Origin of the sequence: Natrialba taiwanensis DSM 12281 (assembly GCF_000337595.1) — an archaeon.
Lineage (GTDB): Archaea > Halobacteriota > Halobacteria > Halobacteriales > Natrialbaceae > Natrialba > Natrialba taiwanensis.
In genome coordinates, this window is the sequence record NZ_AOIL01000049.1 from 121,459 (window position 1) to 136,865 (window position 15,407).

Consider the following 15,407-nt stretch of genomic DNA (forward strand, 5'->3'; position numbering starts at 1 on the left):
GAGACGTGACGACGATGAGTCAGTTCAAAAATATCTTCTCACTCGGCTTAGATGACCGCGACCGACTGAACAAGGAACTCGGTGGCGGCATCCCGACCGGGAGTATCGTACTGATGGAAGGCGACTACGGTGCCGGCAAGAGCGCCATCTCACAGCGGTTCACCTACGGGCTCTGCGAGACCGGCAAGTCGGTCACCTTTCTCTCGACCGAACTCGAGGTCAAAGGCTTCGTCGAGCAGATGGACTCGCTGAACTACAACGTGGAGGAACATCTCCTCTTCGAGAACTTGCTGTTCCTCCACGGTGACTTAGACAGCGGCGGTGTCCTCTCCTCGACGGAGGAGGAACAGACGCGCCAGGATCTATTGACCGATCTGATGGACGAGGACACCCTCTGGTCCGCGGACGTCATCATCATCGACACCTTCGACGCCATCCTGCGCAACGATCCGAAGTTCGAAGCGCTGGTCAGACAGAACGAGGAGCGACAGGCTGCTCTCGAGATCATCTCGTTCCTGCGAGACGTGATCTCCCAGGGCAAGATCGTCGTGCTGACCGTCGACCCCTCGACCGTCGGTGAGGAAGCGATCGGTCCGTTCCGATCCATCGCCGACGTCTTCATCGAACTCGAGATGATCGAGGTCGGCAACGACATCCGCCGGCAACTGTTCATCAAGCGCTTTGCGGGCATGGGCGAACAGGTCGGCGACCGGATCGGGTACTCGGTTCGGTCGGGGACAGGGATCGTGATCGAGAACCGGAGTGTTGCCTAGAGGGTGACGGCCGCATGACCGAAATGGGAACGCCGAAGCCGTCGGACGAACTTCAGGAGTTGGCCGCGCGTCGCCCGCACCTCCGCGAGCACCTAAAGAAGTTCAGACAGATCACTGGCGAGTTCCCGCTGTTGATCGACGAGCCCTCCGCCGAGTACGAGACGTCACATCCGAACGTGCTGTACCCGGTCGGCGGACCGATCTACAGCCATATCTACGGTGATGTCGGGACGAAGATGCAGTACTTCGCCGTCGAGCCAACCCTTTCGGAGGAAGAGCAATCGGTCTTTTCGACGGTCAAAGACTCACTGCTTCGCCGAAGCGCGAGCAAGACGGCTCCCGAGAAGGACGCCGAGTACAGCGACCGGATCGAGGAACTCCTGACCGAGTCGACCCACATCAAGGGCGAGGCGGTCGAGAACATCGTCGAGCGGCTCAAGGTTCGCTTCCACCCCGGGATTCAGGAGGTCCCCCAGGAAACCTACGAGAACATCCGCTACCGACTGAATCGGGACATCGTCGGTCTGGGACCGCTTGAACCCGTCATGCGCGACCCGGCCAACGAGGACATTCACGTGATCGGCCCCAACGAGTGTTACGTCGACCACGGCGTCTACGGCATGGTCGAGACGACGGTCGACTTCGGCAGCCAGGACGAGTTCGACCGCTGGCTCAGCAACATGGGCGAACGGATCGGGAACCCGATGACCGACGCCGAGCCGATCGTCGACTCCACGCTGCCCGACGGCTCGCGTCTGAACGTGATCTACAGCGACGACGTGAGCGTGAAGGGGCCGAGTCTCACGATCCGTCAGGGTGACGAGGTCCCGCTCTCGGTCACCCAGATTACGAACTGGGGGACGCTCTCGCCCGAGTTAGCCGCGTACCTCTGGCTGTGTCTCGAGAACGAGCGCACCGTCTTCGTCGTCGGCGAGACGGCATCGGGGAAGACGACGACGCTGAACTCCATCATGACGTTCATTCCCCGCGACTCGAAGATCTACACCGCGGAGGACACCGCCGAGGTGCTGCCGCCTCACGACACCTGGCAGCAGCTCCTGACGCGGGAAAGTCGCAGCGAGGACAGCGCGGACGTCGACATGTTCAATCTGGTCGAGGCTGCACTGCGGTCTCGCCCAGAGTACATCGTCGTGGGCGAGGTTCGTGGTGAAGAGGGTCGCATGGCGTTCCAGGCGGCCCAGACCGGCCACCCGGTCATGCTGACCTTCCACGCGAGCGACATCGTCTCGATGATCCAGCGCTTTACCGGGGATCCGATCAACGTTCCCGAGACGTTCATGGACAACGCCGACGTTGCGCTGTTCCAGAACCGCGTGAAACAGGGTGACGACGTGCTCCGTCGCGTCACGAGCGTGCAGGAGATCGAAGGCTACTCCGAGGAGATGGACGGGGTCGTCACCCGACAGGTGTTCTACTGGGACCCCGTCGAGGACGAAATCGTCTTCCAGGGGATGAACAACTCCTACGTCCTGGAGGAACAGATCGCAACCCTGCTCGGCTACGCCGACACCCGCGACATCTACGACGACCTCCAGTTCCGCGCCGACATCATCGAACGGATGATCCAGGAGAATATCCTGGAGTACCACGAGGTGAACTCGGCGATCGACTCCTTCCAGCGCGACGGCGTCGAGGGGCTGCCGTTCCACGTGACGCGGCCGGACTGACGAGCCGCCGACCGTCGACTGTAACGGTGGCGACGAGTTCGTCAGCGGCCGTCGTGTAAAGAGCTAAGAGATTTCGCCAAGAAGAACGGTGTATGACTGAAGACGTCGTCGCCGACTTTACTGGCCGGTTTTTCCGTAACCACGGTGAGTCGACGGCCACGCCAACGTCGGGACGGATCATCATGACCAGACGGCGGCTCGTCCTCGCGACGAACGACGACAAGACGACGATTCCGCTCTCGACGGTGATCGATATTAACGTCGGCAACGTTCCGAGCCACGTCAAACAGTTCTTCGACGACACGGTCACGATCGGGTACGACGTGGACGGGCGGACGCGAAGCGCGGTCATCGAAAGCACGGGCGAAACCGTCGACACCTTCGTTGCGATTCTCTTTCGCTGTCTGCTCAACGGCCGAAAGGCGGCGGTCAAACACCCCTCACGCGTCGGCGGTCGCGTGAAAGACACGCCCGTCGTCCCAGGAAAGATCCGCATCAAGAACCGACAAATCGAGGTCACGACCAACCGCGACACGTTCAGCTTCGACGTCGAAACCGTCATGCGAATCGAGCGCTCGAACAAGCTCGGCGACCGCGACGACCGCGTCACGCTGGTCGTCAAGTACATCGACACCGACACCGACGCCGGACTGACCAAAACCTCGCTGATCTCGCCGGCAAAGAGCCAGTACGTCAACCTGCTCGGCCGATTCCTCCGCCTCGAGTTCGACGACCTGCGCGAGGAGGTGGCGGATATCGATCTGACGAACCCCGAAAAGCGCGTGCTGGTCGGCATTCACGCGACGGGCGGCGATATCGACTTTACGAACATGCTCGACGGCGACCCGGCCTACGTGACGAACGTGTTGAACTCGGTCCAGAACAAAGACCTCGTGCTCGAGAACGGTAACGGGCTGTCGCTGACGGCGAAGGGACGGATTATCGTGAGCGAACGGATCGAAGACGTCAACGCCTGAGGTTCGGGTCGAACCGGGAGAAAGATAGAGGAAGAAACGACGAACGACGCGCTATCGTTGGCGGTCGAAGAGTTCGTCCGGATCCACGCGCGTATTCTCCGAGTTCTCGATCAGCAGGTCGTCGAGCGCCTGCTTGAGTTCGGCGCGGCGCGGAAGCGCGAGCATCTGACAGGTAAACACCTGGTCGCTGTTGGTCTGGATGTTCGAATCGAGCATGAACGCGTGGTCGTCGGTTTCGGCCATCTGGGCCGTGATCGGCGTCATGATCGAGGAGCCGGTGTCGGCGACGAACTGGGGCGGTTCGTGCTTGATCTCGGCGTTCAACACGTTCGCCCAGCCGTCGACGAACCCGCTGGTCATGATGTTGCCGAGTTCTTTCAACGCTCCCTGTTCGACGGACCCCCACTGCTCGTCGGTCTCCATCGGCACGAGCGAATCGACGACGGCCCGGCCGGAGGGCTGGTCGAAGAGAATCACGAGATTCCCGCTGAATTTCCCGTCGAACGGCATAACCGTGCCGACGTAGCGCTTGTTGCCGACCTCCATCGGAATGTCCTCGATCGGCACCAGCGTCAGCCGGCTGATCTCGACGGTCGTATCGATGCCGGTCATCGACGTGATGTTCGTCGCGGCTTTCTCCGCCCCCTCCTTGGTCATGTCGTTGAAAACCTTGAGCTTCTCCACCGAGACGATGTCGTCGGTCTTCGGCTCGAACGCCCGCTCGAGCGAACTCGAGTCGGGAACGAGGAGGATTCGAAAGTCGATCGGCTCGTTAACGCCGTCGTGGGACGCCTCGACGCGACTTCGGAAGACGAACAGGTAATTCTCCTCGTTCGTCGCGGACTTCGGGAGCACGTCCGTACCCGTCCCCTCGATGTATGCCGGCGGCGAACTCTTGATCTTCGCGTTCAGGTAGTTCGCCCAGCCGTCGACGAAGCCGCTGGACATGATATTGCCCACTTCCTTGATGCTGCTCTTTTTCTTCGCCGGATCGTCGGCCGGCACGAGTTCGTCCGTGATGGCCTTGCGTCCCTGCTCGTCGAACGCCAGGACGACCTCGCCCGCGATTTCGCCGGAGAGGTCGATGTTGACGCCGGCGTACTCGTTGCCGATAAACTCGTACTGGAGATCCGACGAGGCCATCAGGGAGACGTTCGTCACCTGAACGGTCGTACTGATGCCGGTGAGCTGGGAGAGCGACTCGGCGGCCGATCGGGCACCGTCGTGAGCGAGCTCTTGGTAGGTCTCGAGCTCGCGGATGTCGATTTGCATGGAGAATTACTCGGCGGCGATGCTGTTGAGTTCTTCCAGGACGCTCTCCTTCTGGAACGGTTTCGTGATGTACCCTTCGGCACCGGCTTTGATCGAGTCTTTCATCTGCTCGGCCTGCTCGACGCTGGTGCACATGACGACCTTCGCGGTGGAGTCCATATCGGTGATCTCGTCGGTCGCCTCGATCCCGTCTTTGATCGGCATCACGATGTCCATAAAGACGATGTCCGGCTGTTCTTCCTGATAGAGCTCGACGGCTTCGACCCCGTTTTCGGCCTCGCCGACGATGGTGTGGTCCTCCTCCAAAATTTCACGGAGGAGATCCCGCATGAAGCCGGAATCGTCCGTGATCAGCACATCCATGGACGAGTCAATACACTCAGATTACTTAATGATATTGACCAAGATAATGACACTGGGTGCTGTGATAAACACGGCTGTGAGAGCGCCGGTGAGAGCCGTGGTGATGGCAATAGTGGTGGTGAGGGCGAGGGTGATAGTTGATGGTGGTGCGTGTAAACCGAGCGTGTGACGGGAATCGGGGAGTCCGAAAGATCGGCGTTCGCGATGATCGGGGGTAGCGGCTCTGATACTGCCTGTGTGCCGCCCGAGTGAGGACGGTTTCGGTCGACTGCACTGCCGAACGGCCATAAGCTTTACAACCGTATGGGCATAAACCGGTTCTATATCTGATAATAGAAGCGAGAATACGGGTTAGTACATCCGGGCGGCGGGAAAAACAAACGCGTTACTCGGTCCTACGTTCGGCGGTAGATCCGATGGCGGTTGTCAGTGGCCTCGAACGTGGACTTGAGGGCCGGTGGAATCGTCTCGCTCTTGCCGATGACGAGATAGCCGTCCCGGCGAAGCGACCGGGCGATCGTCTCGAGCATCGAGCGCTTGTACTCGGTGTCGATGTAGATGAACAGGTTCCGGCAGGTCACGAGGTTGAACCCGGACTTCGACGCACCGCTGATGAGGTCGTGGCGTTCGAAGGTGACGGATCGTTTGACCGACTCGCGGACGCGATACGTGTCGGCGTCGGGATCGTGGTCGACGTACTGCTCGTAGTTCGACAGGAACCCGAGTTCACCGCCGAGGTCGGTCGTTCGGGAGTCCTCGTAGACGCCTTCGCGGGCGACATCGAGCGCGTCCTCGCTGATGTCGGTCGCCAGGATTTCGACGGCGGTCTCGTCGATCTGAGGGTCGTCGTGGACGAGCATCGAGAGGGAGTAGGGTTCGCGCCCGTCCGCACAGGCGGCACTCCAGATGGTGAGTTGCCGTTCGCTCGCCGAAAGCGTTCGGAGAACGTCTCGGAGCCCATCCCAGACCTCAGGATTGCGAAAGAAGCCCGTGACGTTGATACTCATCGAATCGAGCAGCGCCGCCTGTTCGTCGGCATTCGCCCGGAGGTACTCGAAGTACTCGTCGTAGTCGTCACACTCCGTTCGCCGGAGTCGAGCCGTGACTCGTCGGTCGAGGTAGCTATCGTTGTAGTGGCTGGTCGAAAATCCCAATTCGGTTTCCATATAATCGAGAAGCGCAGTGAACGAGTCGTCGACAGTCACGGTTCTACGTAACTCTCAGATTTTGTGCAATAATAATCTTCCGGCACTGTGTAGCCGTCTTACGTGTCTTAAATCGTTGCTTCGTATATGTGTATTCGAATATATGTGGTGGAGTTTCAACGCGGAAATCGCCGGCAAGCCCCGAGATACCGAGGACCTGATGGTGACACTAACGTGGAGGCTGCCGTAGTTCGAGTGGGAAGTGACTGGCCTGTGGTGTCGTGTCTCGTCGTCCGAGTCGCTGGCAACAACGGTTATGTACGCCGAGTGTGAGGGATACGGTACTATCGAGAGTCAGTTCAGCCAGCCGGTTGAACGGACCCTATACCACCGCTGCGAGGAGACTACGGGATGCAACTCGATTCACTGATACCAACGACGATTCGACGCCAGTATAGTGTCAAAATAGCCGTCGCGCTGGGCTGTGTCGCCGCCGTGACGATCGGATTCGGAGTGCTGTTCGGACTCCACATCGTCAACGGGCCGGCGGACGGAGTCCAGGACCGAGCCATCGCCGCGCTGACCGGATTACTGGTCGTTTTCTCGGTCAATCTCGGGCTCGTCGGGATCGTCCTCGGCGGCAACGTCGCGCTCGCACTTCGCCAACTCGGTGATAGCGCCGAGCGGATCGGTGACGGCGAGTTCGACGTAGACGTAGAAACCGATCGCGTCGACGAGATCGGCCGCCTATACGGGTCGGTTGGGACGATGCGTGACTCCCTCGAGACGACGCTCAAGGACATGGAAAGCGAACGAGAGCGGGCGCAAACGGCCCAGCAAGAGGCCGAGAAGCAGGCCGAACAGTTGGAGGCCGAGCGAGAGCGGATTCAAGACCTCCAGCACCAGGCCGAGCGCCAGAACCACCTCCTCGTCGAGGAGGCACAGCGCTTTTCGGCCGTGATGGACGAGTGTGCCGACGGCGATCTCAGCCAGCGCCTCGATCCGCAGGTCGACGACGAGGCTATGCAAGCGATCGCCGACTCGTTCAATCGGATGCTCGACCAGATCGGCGATGTCGTCATCGAGGTTCAGGAGACGAGCGAGACGGTCGATGAGATGTCCGCGGATCTCCAGGGCTCGAGCCAGCAGATCCGCGCAGCCAGCCAGGAAGTCGCCGAGTCGGTCCAGGAGATCGCGGACGGAGCGACGGGACAAACCGACGACCTCGAAGTTGCGGCAAGCGAGGTCAGCGACCTTTCCGCGGCCACCGAAGAAGTCGCCGCGACGACCTCCGAAATCGCGACCCAGTCCGAGGAGATGTCGACGCTGGCGGATGACGGCCAAAACGCTGCCGCCGACGCGGCGGACAACATCGACGAACTGGTTGCGACGACCGAACGCGTCGTCGGGACCGTCGACGAACTCAACCGCGAGGCGGATCAGATCGGCGAAGTCATCTCGCTCATCGACGACATCGCCGACCAGACGAACCTTCTCGCGCTGAACGCGAACGTCGAAGCGGCCCGCGCGAACGAGAGCGGTAACGGCTTCGCCGTCGTCGCCAACGAGATCAAGGCCCTCGCCGAGGAGACGATGGACGCCGTCGACGAAATCGAGGGCACGCTCGAATCGATCCGCGACCGAACCGAGACGACTGCAGACGAGATTACGACGGTCGACTCGAACATCAAGATGACCGCAACGCGCGTCGAGGAACTCCAATCCCAGCTCGAAACGATCACCACGGAAGCGGATCAGATGGACGCGAGCATTCAGGAAATCGCCCAGACTGCAGACGACCAGGCGAGTTCAGCCCAGGAACTCGCGACGATCGTCGACGACGTGACCAGCGTCTCGGCGGAGACGAGTAGCCAGTCCGAACAGGTCGCGGCTGCAGCCGAGGAGACGACGGCGACGACCGAGAACGTCTCGTCGATGGCGGTCGACCTCGACGAGCAGGCACAGCGGCTGAACGAACTGCTTGCGACGTTCACGATCGGGAGACAGACCGGTGCGACGCCGGCCGCGGCTGGCGTCCCCGGCGCGGGTGACGACTAACGAGTGCCGATGATCGAACACACCACTACCTTCACGCTAACGAGTGCGATCCTCGCGGCGATGACCGTCGGCTTCCTCGTCTGGACGCGTCGGCTCGCGGTGAACTCGCGACGGTACGGCTACGCGGTCGTCGGTGCGTGCGCTGCGATGTGCGTGGCGTATCTGCTCATGGCTGCGGAGCTGCTGACCGTGACGACGACGGGTCGCGAGGAGTCCATCGCACGGTTTCTGGGGTACTCGATCGCCTGGGGAACGGTTTGTTACATCCTCGGTGCCGTTTCGGGTGCAGACCGCCGGTATACATTGGCGGCGTTCGGCGCGATTCTGACCAGTCTCTGGGCGACGATGGCGAGTTGGATTCTCGGTGGGCGCGCCGGAACGCTCGTCTCGCTCGTCATCGCGGCCGGCGTGATCGCACTGGCCGGCGTGCTGTACGGGCCGCTCGCACCCGGTGAGAAACGGACTGGCAGTGAACGAACGCTGCTGTACACCCGACTCAAAAAACTGACCGTCCTCGTGTTCGTCGGCCTCCTCGTGACGGGGATACTGTCCGAGCAAAACCTCGCGTTTACCGACGCGTTCGTCGGCCAGACGCTCGCGACGTACCTCGATATCGTCTGGCTCGCAGGCTTCGGCGGCCTGGTTCTCGAGAGCACGGCTGCACTCAGCGATACTGCACCGGCCGCTGGGATGAACTCGCCGCCGACTGCGGGCGATATCGTGCCGGATAGCGATGGCGACGGAAACGCCAACGTCGACGTTCCCGAGACAGTTCACGCCGCAGAGTGAGCCGCGCGGCTCGGCCGCTCGTTTCTCCACCGAGCTCCCGTCCTCCCCGTCTTCGCTCGACGCTTTCCGCCCGTTCGCTTCGCGCCACTCCGTTCGATACCCGTGAGCCCCGCCACCAACTCAACTGAACTCGAGAAGCCCTGTAGTACCAACTGCGACTGTTTACACACTACACACACACAGTCGTCGTACGATTAGATGTGCACTGACTGTCAGTGCCTTTCAGTGGCAACGATCGCTCGACAGTTCGTCCTGTGCGAGTCGGTCGACTTCCGATTCGATTTCGTCGACCAGCTCGTCGACCTGATCGTTTTGCTCGACGATCGCCTCGATCTCGTCGGCGACTTCGTGTGATTGGTCCATCGCAGTATCGGTCATGCTCGCGACCTCCTCGGTGCTTGCGGCCTGGTCGTCGGTCGCCGTCGCGACCTCCTGGATGCCGGTACTCGCCTCCTGAACCGATTCTTCGATGCGTTCGAGATTGTCGACCGTCTCCTCGACTAGTTCGACACCGCTCTCGATTTCGTCGTTTGCGGTTTCGAGACTCTCGACGGTCTCGTCGGTATCGTCTTGGATCTGGTCGATCATCCGCTCGATATTCTTTGCCTCCTCCTGGGACTCCTCGGCGAGGGACTTGACCTCGTTGGCGACGACGGCGAAGCCGTCACCGGCCTCGCCCGCCGTCGCTGCCTCGATTGACGCATTGAGCGCGAGGAGGTTCGTCTGATCGGCGATGTCGTTGATCACGTCGACGATCTCGTCGATTTTCTGGACGCTCTCGCGCAGGTCTTCGACATCCGCCGTCACCTCGTCCGCCGCCTCGTCGACAACGCCCATCTTGTCGATGGCCTCCTCGGCCGTGTCCGTGGTGTCGTTCGCGATTTCTTCGGCGCGTTCGCTCGTCGCACTGACCTCCTCAGCGTTCGAGGCGATCTCCTCGACCGTCGCCGAGAGCCCCGCGACCTCGCTCGAAATCTCACCCATCGCATCGGACTGGCTGGCCGCCAACTCGCTGATCTCACCGGAGCGATCCGAAACCTCCGCCGACCGCTCCCGGAGTTCAGTGACGGACTGCTGGACGTTCTGCGAGACGTGCGTTCGGTGCTCGAGTTCAGCCTCGACGTCCGCGTAGGCGGTGATGTAGGTGTCCATCGCGATCTGCTGGTCGACGTTCAGCAGTTTGAGCGCGGAGAGCGAGTGCTCGACCATCTCGTCGACCATCGCACGGGCTTGCGAGAGTGGGACGAGTGGGTCGTCGCTGTCGCTTGCGTCGACGGTCCTCGTGGTCTCGGTCCTAGTCTCATTCTCACTCTCACTTTCGCTTTCAACGCCAGTTCCAGCCGCATCATCGGAGACAGCCGCCGCTTCCATATCGACTTTCGCCTCGTCGGCGAGCGCATCGAGAATACCCTCGTAGTAGATGGTATAGCCGCCGAGATAGAACTTCGGTCCCAGATCGAGCATGTCGTGAATCTTGCCGATCCTGGCCCGGCGCTCGACGTACTGTTTGCCGTACTCGCCGCGGCCGAGATCCCTGAGATACTCGGCCTGAGTTCGTTTGAGCGCCTCGACTGACTTCGAGGAACTATCGATGATCGCCGTCGCCGCCGCGTCCGACTGCAGGTGATCGTAAAACTCCGCGACGAGTTCGTCGGCGATGTCGTCGAAGAGCGGTTCCATCGATTCGAGCCGGTCGGCGTCTTCGGGTCCGAAGCCGGTGAACTCCTTTCGCCACTCGATCTCGCGGCGATCGAGACCGATCTCGTCGGCGAGTGCTTCCCCGTCGACCTGCCGCCGGTTCGTCGCGTCGATCTTGAACTCGGCTCCGCCGTTCGAATCCGAATCTGCATTCCGACCCGACTTTCGGTTCCGATCCCGTTGCTCGTCGCGTTGTGTACGCATTAGTCTCTTCTTTTGCCGATCCGATCATATACTTGGTGGCAGGCAGCCGAGTGGTGACGCCTAGCCAGAGTCGGCACCCTCGAATCGAACACCGCTCTCGGGGGCCGATCGACGCGTCGAGAACTCACACCCGAACCGCCGTCGGATCGATCCAGAGGACGAACTCGTCGTCCTGGCGAACGATCCCCGCAATTCCGTCTCCCTCGACCGACGTATCCACGGCGTCCGTCTCTAGCTGTCGAACCTGGTGGACCTCGTCCGCGAGCCACCCGATCCGATCCGTCGACCCGCGCTTTCGCTTGAAGACGATGATCCGACTCCCGAGTTCATCGGCGTCGTCCTCGCCGAAAATCGTCCGCAAGTTCACGATTTTCGTGGTCTCGCCGCGCAGATCCATCACGCCCTCGACGTGGGCCGGCGTGTTCGGGATCGGTGTCAACTCGTCGGTGTTGACGATCTCAGCGACGTACCCGATATCGACGCAGTACCTGTTCTCGCCGAGATCGAACTCGAGGACGTGTGCGCTCGCACTCGCAGTCGTGTTCGTCTGGCTCTCGTCGGGTTGTTGCGTGTCGTCGTCCGTGTTCGTCGTGCTCATGGCGGTAGTGGTCAGTTCGCGTCCGTCGAGAGTCGACGGACGTCGGTTTCGATCTCCTCGAGCAGGTCCTCGACCGTCGTCGCGTGCTCGTCGATCGTTCCGAGACCGTTGACGACCTGCTGGGACTGTTCCATCGCGGTGTCGGTCATGCTCGCGACCTCCTCAGTGCTCGCGGCCTGATCGTCGGTTGCCGTCGCGACCTCCTGGATGCCGGTACTTGCTTCCTGGACCGAGTCTTCGATGCGTTCGAGATTGTCGACCGTCTCCTCGACTAGATCGACACCGGTCGAGACGCGTTCGTTCGCCGTATCGAGGCTTTCGACGGTTTCCTCGGTATCGTTCTGGATCTGCCCGATCATCCGCTCGATGTTCTTCGCCTCCTCCTGGGACTCTTCGGCGAGGGATTTGACCTCGTTGGCGACGACGGCGAAGCCGTCACCGGCCTCGCCCGCCGTCGCCGCCTCGATCGACGCATTGAGCGCGAGGAGGTTCGTCTGATCGGCGATGTCGTTGATCACGTCGACGATCTCGTCGATCTTCTGGACGCTCTCGCGCAGGTCTTCGACGTCCGCCGTCACCTCGTCCGTGGCTTCCTCGACACCTTCCATCTGGTCGATGGCCTCCTCGGCAGTGTCCGTGGTGTCGTTCGCGATTTCTTCGGCGCGTTCGCTCGTCGCACTGACCTCCTCGGCGTTCGAGGCGATCTCTTCGACCGTCGCCGAGAGCCCCGAAACCTCGCTTGCGATCTCGTTCATCGCGTTCGACTGCTCGCTCGCAAGGTCGGAAATCTCGATCGTCCGATCGGTGACGGCGGTGGTCGAGTTCGCGGCGTCGCTGAGCGTGTCCTGAATGCGCGCATGGGTATTCTCGCGCTCGTCGCGAGTGCGGGCCTGTTCCTCGAGTCGGGACTCGTACTCCGCGAGCCGGGCGTTGTCTTCCGCGAGTTGCCGTTCGTACGACTCGACCTGCGATTCGTGGGCGCTCGCGTATGAGTGCATCGCGAGTTGCTGGTCGACCAGGGTCAGGCGCAGCAGCGAGAGCGTCCGATCGACGACCGCGTCGACGGCGTCGTCGACGGCGTCACCGCCGGCAGCATCGATGGAGCCGGTGTCGTCGTCACGATCACCACTCGGCACACCGTCTCCACCCACGCTCCCGAACTCGGCTTTCACGTCGGCACCGAGTTCGGCGAGGAGCGTCTCGTAGACGGCACCGAACGAGCCGATGTAGGCGTCTGGGCCGGCCGCGAGGAGGGTCGCGATGGCTGAACTCGACAGCCGGTCGTCGAAGAACGCAGCGTCGGTTCGGTCCCCTTCGAAACCGTCTAGCAGCGCCGACTGTGCGGCTTCGAGGTCGCGTGTGCTCGCGTCTGGCTGTTGGTCGAGGGCGGTCGAGACCGCGGGGTGGCGACAGGCGGCCTCGGTGGCGGCTTCGGGGAGATCCGATTGAGCACTCTCAAAGATGTGTGATAGCGAGTCGAGTCGGGCCTCGTCCTCGGCGTCCAGCGACACGAGTTCGGTTGCACGGTCGACGCTTGCGGGGTCGACGGTGACGTTCGCGATGGCGTCTCCGTCCGCGTTCGAGGCCGGGCCGTTGCGCTCGGTGGCGCGGTCGGTGTCGGCCGCGGTCTCGAGACGGGAGGCTCCGCCGTCCGTTCTGGGCATAGTCGTGACAGTGATAGTCAGCTAAATAAGTGTTTTTGCAGATTCGGGTGAGACGGGCGCTGGCCGGCCATAACAGTCATATACGGTGGCTACTCGACCGGTGATCGAGACCCGAGTCGCAACGGACAACGGCGTCTCACCTAGTCGATTGTTTCGATGAGTTCGTCGATGTCGAGCCAGGCAACGAGCGTCGTCCGGTCGTCGCCGTCCTGTTTCTTGATGATGCCGCGGACGCAGTCGTGCTGGTGGTCGCCCGCGGCGTCCATCACGCTGCCCGTCTCGTCGATCTGGGAGTCGCGATAGGTGACCGCCTGGGAGACGTCGGTCACGCGGACGCCGAGTTTCTGCTTGTCGTCGTCGCGTTCGAGCACCACGATGTACTGGTCGTCCGAGAGGTCGTTGCGCTCGACGTCGAGCATCGTCGTCGGATCGAGAACGCCCGTGATCTCGCCGCGCAGATCCGTCACGCCGTCGATCGCTTCCGGTCCGCGCGGGAAGCGCGTGATGTCTTTCATCTCGACGATGGCGCTGATTCGATCGATTTCGATGGCATATCGGTTCTCGTTGAGATAGAACTCGAGCATCTGGATGGTCGACTCGTCGTCGTGGGCGGAGTGGATCAGCGTGTTGCCCTGCTCGAACATCTCGTTCTTGCGACCGGCGGTGCCCTCGCCGTAGCCGTCGGTATCCTCCATCATGGCCGAGGCGTCGACGGTCGGCTCGGAGCCAACGTCTGCGAGGTTTGCGACGGCGGATTGGCCGGCGATTGCGCCGCCGAGTTCGGTGGTGGTTGCGTTAGCGTTGGCACTGGCGTCGGCGGTGGCGGTCGCGTCTGCGGTGACGGTCGCGTCGGCGGTCGTCTCGGTTTCGTCGTAGTTGACTGTGACGTCGCCGGTGTCGGTATCGGTTCCAGTGTCGGTGTCGGTGGTGGTGGCGGCAGCGTCGGCGGGTGCGCTCTCAGTTTCGGTAGCGGCTCCACCGGTGCCGGTTTCGGCACTGTTGCCATCGCCATCAGTGACGGCCACCTCGTCCTCCTGTGTCTCGTCGAGAGGTGCTGGTTCGGTTGTCGACGTGTTTTCTGCGTGGGCCGCGTCCGTGTTCCGACTCGAGTTCACCGCGTCGTCTGCGTCCGTGTCTGTGTCCGGATCCGGGTTCGGTTCCGCGTCGGCAGCGGTCGCTGTTTCCCGCTCTGTCTCCGTTGCGCCCGACGGAGTGGGTTCGGTTTCGGTTGGAGCCGTCGATTCAGTCTCTGTCTCAGCTTCAGCCTCGGATTCGGATTCAGATTCGGACGCCGTCTCAGCGTCGTTGCTTTCGGTACCACTGGTCGCGCGATTGCGCATCTCTCGGATGCGTCGTGCTCTGTCGTCGGTCATGCCGGTACCTCCTGTGGGCTGCACTGCTTGTCGACCGTCTCGGCCATGTCGAGGAACACCTCGGTCATGTCCGTCTCCTCGTCGACTGCAAAGACGGAGTTGCCGGCAGCGAACGCCCGCTGGAGAGCGACTCGCTTTCGGACCCGAAACAGCGGCACGCTCGGCAGCGCCTCGTCGAACCACTCGAGCATCTCCGTCGCCGCCCGCGTGTTCTCGATCCGGTTGGCGACCAGCGCCCGCGGCTCGATCGTCACGTCGTGGTCCATCTCGAGCGCCCCGACGTAGTCGAACAGCAACTCGAGCGAGCGCTTGCTCGTCGGTTCGGCGAGCGCCGGGATCACGAGGTTTTCCGTCGCGTACAACGCGTTGTCCGTCAACAGCCCGAGGTGTGGCGAACAGTCCACGATCGTGACGTCGTAGTCGCCGTCGGCCTCGAACCGGTCCAGCAGCGTATCCAGCCGCGTCTCGCCGTCCGGTTCCTGGACGAGCGTCGATTCGGCCGCGTTCATATCGACGTTACTCGTGACGACGTCCATCTCCGCGTGCTCACGGCGCAAGGCGTCGAGTTCAACGCCGGCCGGATCGACGAGGCCGTCGAGCAGCGACGGCGGCTCGTCGTCGTAGGCCTCGAGCAGTCCGAGCCCCTCGGTCGCGTTGCCCTGCGGATCGAGATCGACGAAGAGCACGTCCCGTCCGAGTTCGTTCAACGCACCGGCGAGGTTGATCGCGACGGTCGTCTTTCCGACGCCTCCTTTCTGATTTGTCACACACAGCCGAGCAGCTCCCGCCATTCGAGTGAGTCGTT

General features: G+C 61.9%; 14 protein-coding genes. 6 read left to right on the plus strand and 8 right to left on the minus strand.

The window, feature by feature from the left end:
• The first annotated feature begins 14 nt into the window (after positions 1 to 14).
• The 3 genes from C484_RS13555 (at position 15) to C484_RS13565 (ending at position 3,438) form a co-directional block, all read left to right on the plus strand.
• The gene (locus C484_RS13555) at positions 15 to 773 is read left to right on the plus strand and encodes an ATPase domain-containing protein (RefSeq protein WP_006110327.1); all 759 of its coding nucleotides are present in this window, start codon (positions 15 to 17) and stop codon (positions 771 to 773) included.
• A 14-nt stretch (positions 774 to 787) separates the two neighbouring features.
• Complete coding sequence (locus tag C484_RS13560) at positions 788 to 2,461, plus strand: type II/IV secretion system ATPase subunit (protein ID WP_006664768.1); 1,674 nt, start codon at positions 788 to 790, stop codon at positions 2,459 to 2,461.
• A 92-nt stretch (positions 2,462 to 2,553) separates the two neighbouring features.
• The gene (locus tag C484_RS13565) at positions 2,554 to 3,438 is read left to right on the plus strand and encodes a CheF family chemotaxis protein (RefSeq protein ID WP_006826481.1); all 885 of its coding nucleotides are present in this window, start codon (positions 2,554 to 2,556) and stop codon (positions 3,436 to 3,438) included.
• A 51-nt stretch (positions 3,439 to 3,489) separates the two neighbouring features.
• Here C484_RS13565 and C484_RS13570 read toward each other — a convergent pair whose 3' ends face one another.
• The gene (locus C484_RS13570) at positions 3,490 to 4,710 is read right to left on the minus strand and encodes a chemotaxis protein CheC (protein WP_006664766.1); all 1,221 of its coding nucleotides are present in this window, start codon (positions 4,708 to 4,710) and stop codon (positions 3,490 to 3,492) included.
• 6 nt (positions 4,711 to 4,716) lie between these two features.
• Entirely contained in the window at positions 4,717 to 5,073 is a 357-nt protein-coding gene (cheY, locus tag C484_RS13575) for a chemotaxis protein CheY (protein WP_006664765.1), read from the minus strand.
• On the opposite strand from cheY, the gene C484_RS23465 reads away from it, so the two are divergent.
• Complete coding sequence (locus tag C484_RS23465) at positions 5,072 to 5,242, plus strand: hypothetical protein (RefSeq protein WP_160164247.1); 171 nt, start codon at positions 5,072 to 5,074, stop codon at positions 5,240 to 5,242. The two genes, cheY and C484_RS23465, sit on opposite strands and share 2 nt — an antisense overlap.
• Before the next feature lie 226 nt (positions 5,243 to 5,468).
• Here C484_RS23465 and C484_RS13580 read toward each other — a convergent pair whose 3' ends face one another.
• Positions 5,469 to 6,278, minus strand: a complete 810-nt coding sequence (locus C484_RS13580) for a CheR family methyltransferase (RefSeq protein ID WP_006826482.1) — start codon at positions 6,276 to 6,278, stop codon at positions 5,469 to 5,471.
• Between the two features lie 351 nt (positions 6,279 to 6,629).
• On the opposite strand from C484_RS13580, the gene C484_RS13585 reads away from it, so the two are divergent.
• Together C484_RS13585 and C484_RS13590 are read left to right on the plus strand one after the other, a co-directional pair.
• Positions 6,630 to 8,276 (plus strand): methyl-accepting chemotaxis protein, encoded by a 1,647-nt coding sequence (locus C484_RS13585; RefSeq protein ID WP_006826483.1) that lies wholly within the window; start codon positions 6,630 to 6,632, stop codon positions 8,274 to 8,276.
• A 9-nt stretch (positions 8,277 to 8,285) separates the two neighbouring features.
• Positions 8,286 to 9,065: a bacteriorhodopsin gene (locus tag C484_RS13590; protein WP_006826484.1), complete on the plus strand. Its 780-nt coding sequence runs from the start codon at positions 8,286 to 8,288 to the stop codon at positions 9,063 to 9,065.
• A gap of 222 nt (positions 9,066 to 9,287) precedes the next feature.
• Here the strand turns inward: C484_RS13590 and C484_RS13595 are convergent, their stop codons facing one another.
• The 5 genes from C484_RS13595 to C484_RS13615 form a co-directional block, all read right to left on the minus strand.
• Positions 9,288 to 10,967: a globin-coupled sensor protein gene (locus C484_RS13595; RefSeq protein WP_006826485.1), complete on the minus strand. Its 1,680-nt coding sequence runs from the start codon at positions 10,965 to 10,967 to the stop codon at positions 9,288 to 9,290.
• A gap of 124 nt (positions 10,968 to 11,091) precedes the next feature.
• Positions 11,092 to 11,565: a chemotaxis protein CheW gene (locus tag C484_RS13600; protein ID WP_006826486.1), complete on the minus strand. Its 474-nt coding sequence runs from the start codon at positions 11,563 to 11,565 to the stop codon at positions 11,092 to 11,094.
• 11 nt (positions 11,566 to 11,576) lie between these two features.
• Positions 11,577 to 13,229 carry a globin-coupled sensor protein gene (locus tag C484_RS13605; RefSeq protein WP_006826487.1) on the minus strand — a complete coding sequence of 551 codons (1,653 nt, stop codon included), beginning with the start codon at positions 13,227 to 13,229 and terminating at the stop codon, positions 11,577 to 11,579.
• 140 nt (positions 13,230 to 13,369) lie between these two features.
• Positions 13,370 to 14,602 carry a chemotaxis protein CheW gene (locus C484_RS13610; protein ID WP_006826488.1) on the minus strand — a complete coding sequence of 411 codons (1,233 nt, stop codon included), beginning with the start codon at positions 14,600 to 14,602 and terminating at the stop codon, positions 13,370 to 13,372.
• Positions 14,599 to 15,393 carry a ParA family protein gene (locus C484_RS13615; RefSeq protein WP_006826489.1) on the minus strand — a complete coding sequence of 265 codons (795 nt, stop codon included), beginning with the start codon at positions 15,391 to 15,393 and terminating at the stop codon, positions 14,599 to 14,601. The genes C484_RS13610 and C484_RS13615 overlap by 4 nt, the downstream gene beginning before the upstream one ends.
• Between the last annotated feature and the right edge of the window lie 14 nt (positions 15,394 to 15,407).

Coding starts and splice junctions, on each gene's coding strand:
- C484_RS13555 (WP_006110327.1), top strand. CDS start 15: ATGAGTCAGTTCAAAAATATCTTCTCACTCGGCTTAGATGACCGCGAC.
- C484_RS13560 (WP_006664768.1), top strand. CDS start 788: ATGACCGAAATGGGAACGCCGAAGCCGTCGGACGAACTTCAGGAGTTG.
- C484_RS13565 (WP_006826481.1), top strand. CDS start 2,554: ATGACTGAAGACGTCGTCGCCGACTTTACTGGCCGGTTTTTCCGTAAC.
- C484_RS13570 (WP_006664766.1), bottom strand. CDS start 4,710: ATGCAAATCGACATCCGCGAGCTCGAGACCTACCAAGAGCTCGCTCAC.
- C484_RS23465 (WP_160164247.1), top strand. CDS start 5,072: ATGGACGAGTCAATACACTCAGATTACTTAATGATATTGACCAAGATA.
- cheY (WP_006664765.1), bottom strand. CDS start 5,073: ATGGATGTGCTGATCACGGACGATTCCGGCTTCATGCGGGATCTCCTC.
- C484_RS13585 (WP_006826483.1), top strand. CDS start 6,630: ATGCAACTCGATTCACTGATACCAACGACGATTCGACGCCAGTATAGT.
- C484_RS13590 (WP_006826484.1), top strand. CDS start 8,286: ATGATCGAACACACCACTACCTTCACGCTAACGAGTGCGATCCTCGCG.
- C484_RS13595 (WP_006826485.1), bottom strand. CDS start 10,967: ATGCGTACACAACGCGACGAGCAACGGGATCGGAACCGAAAGTCGGGT.
- C484_RS13600 (WP_006826486.1), bottom strand. CDS start 11,565: ATGAGCACGACGAACACGGACGACGACACGCAACAACCCGACGAGAGC.
- C484_RS13605 (WP_006826487.1), bottom strand. CDS start 13,229: ATGCCCAGAACGGACGGCGGAGCCTCCCGTCTCGAGACCGCGGCCGAC.
- C484_RS13610 (WP_006826488.1), bottom strand. CDS start 14,602: ATGACCGACGACAGAGCACGACGCATCCGAGAGATGCGCAATCGCGCG.
- C484_RS13615 (WP_006826489.1), bottom strand. CDS start 15,393: ATGGCGGGAGCTGCTCGGCTGTGTGTGACAAATCAGAAAGGAGGCGTC.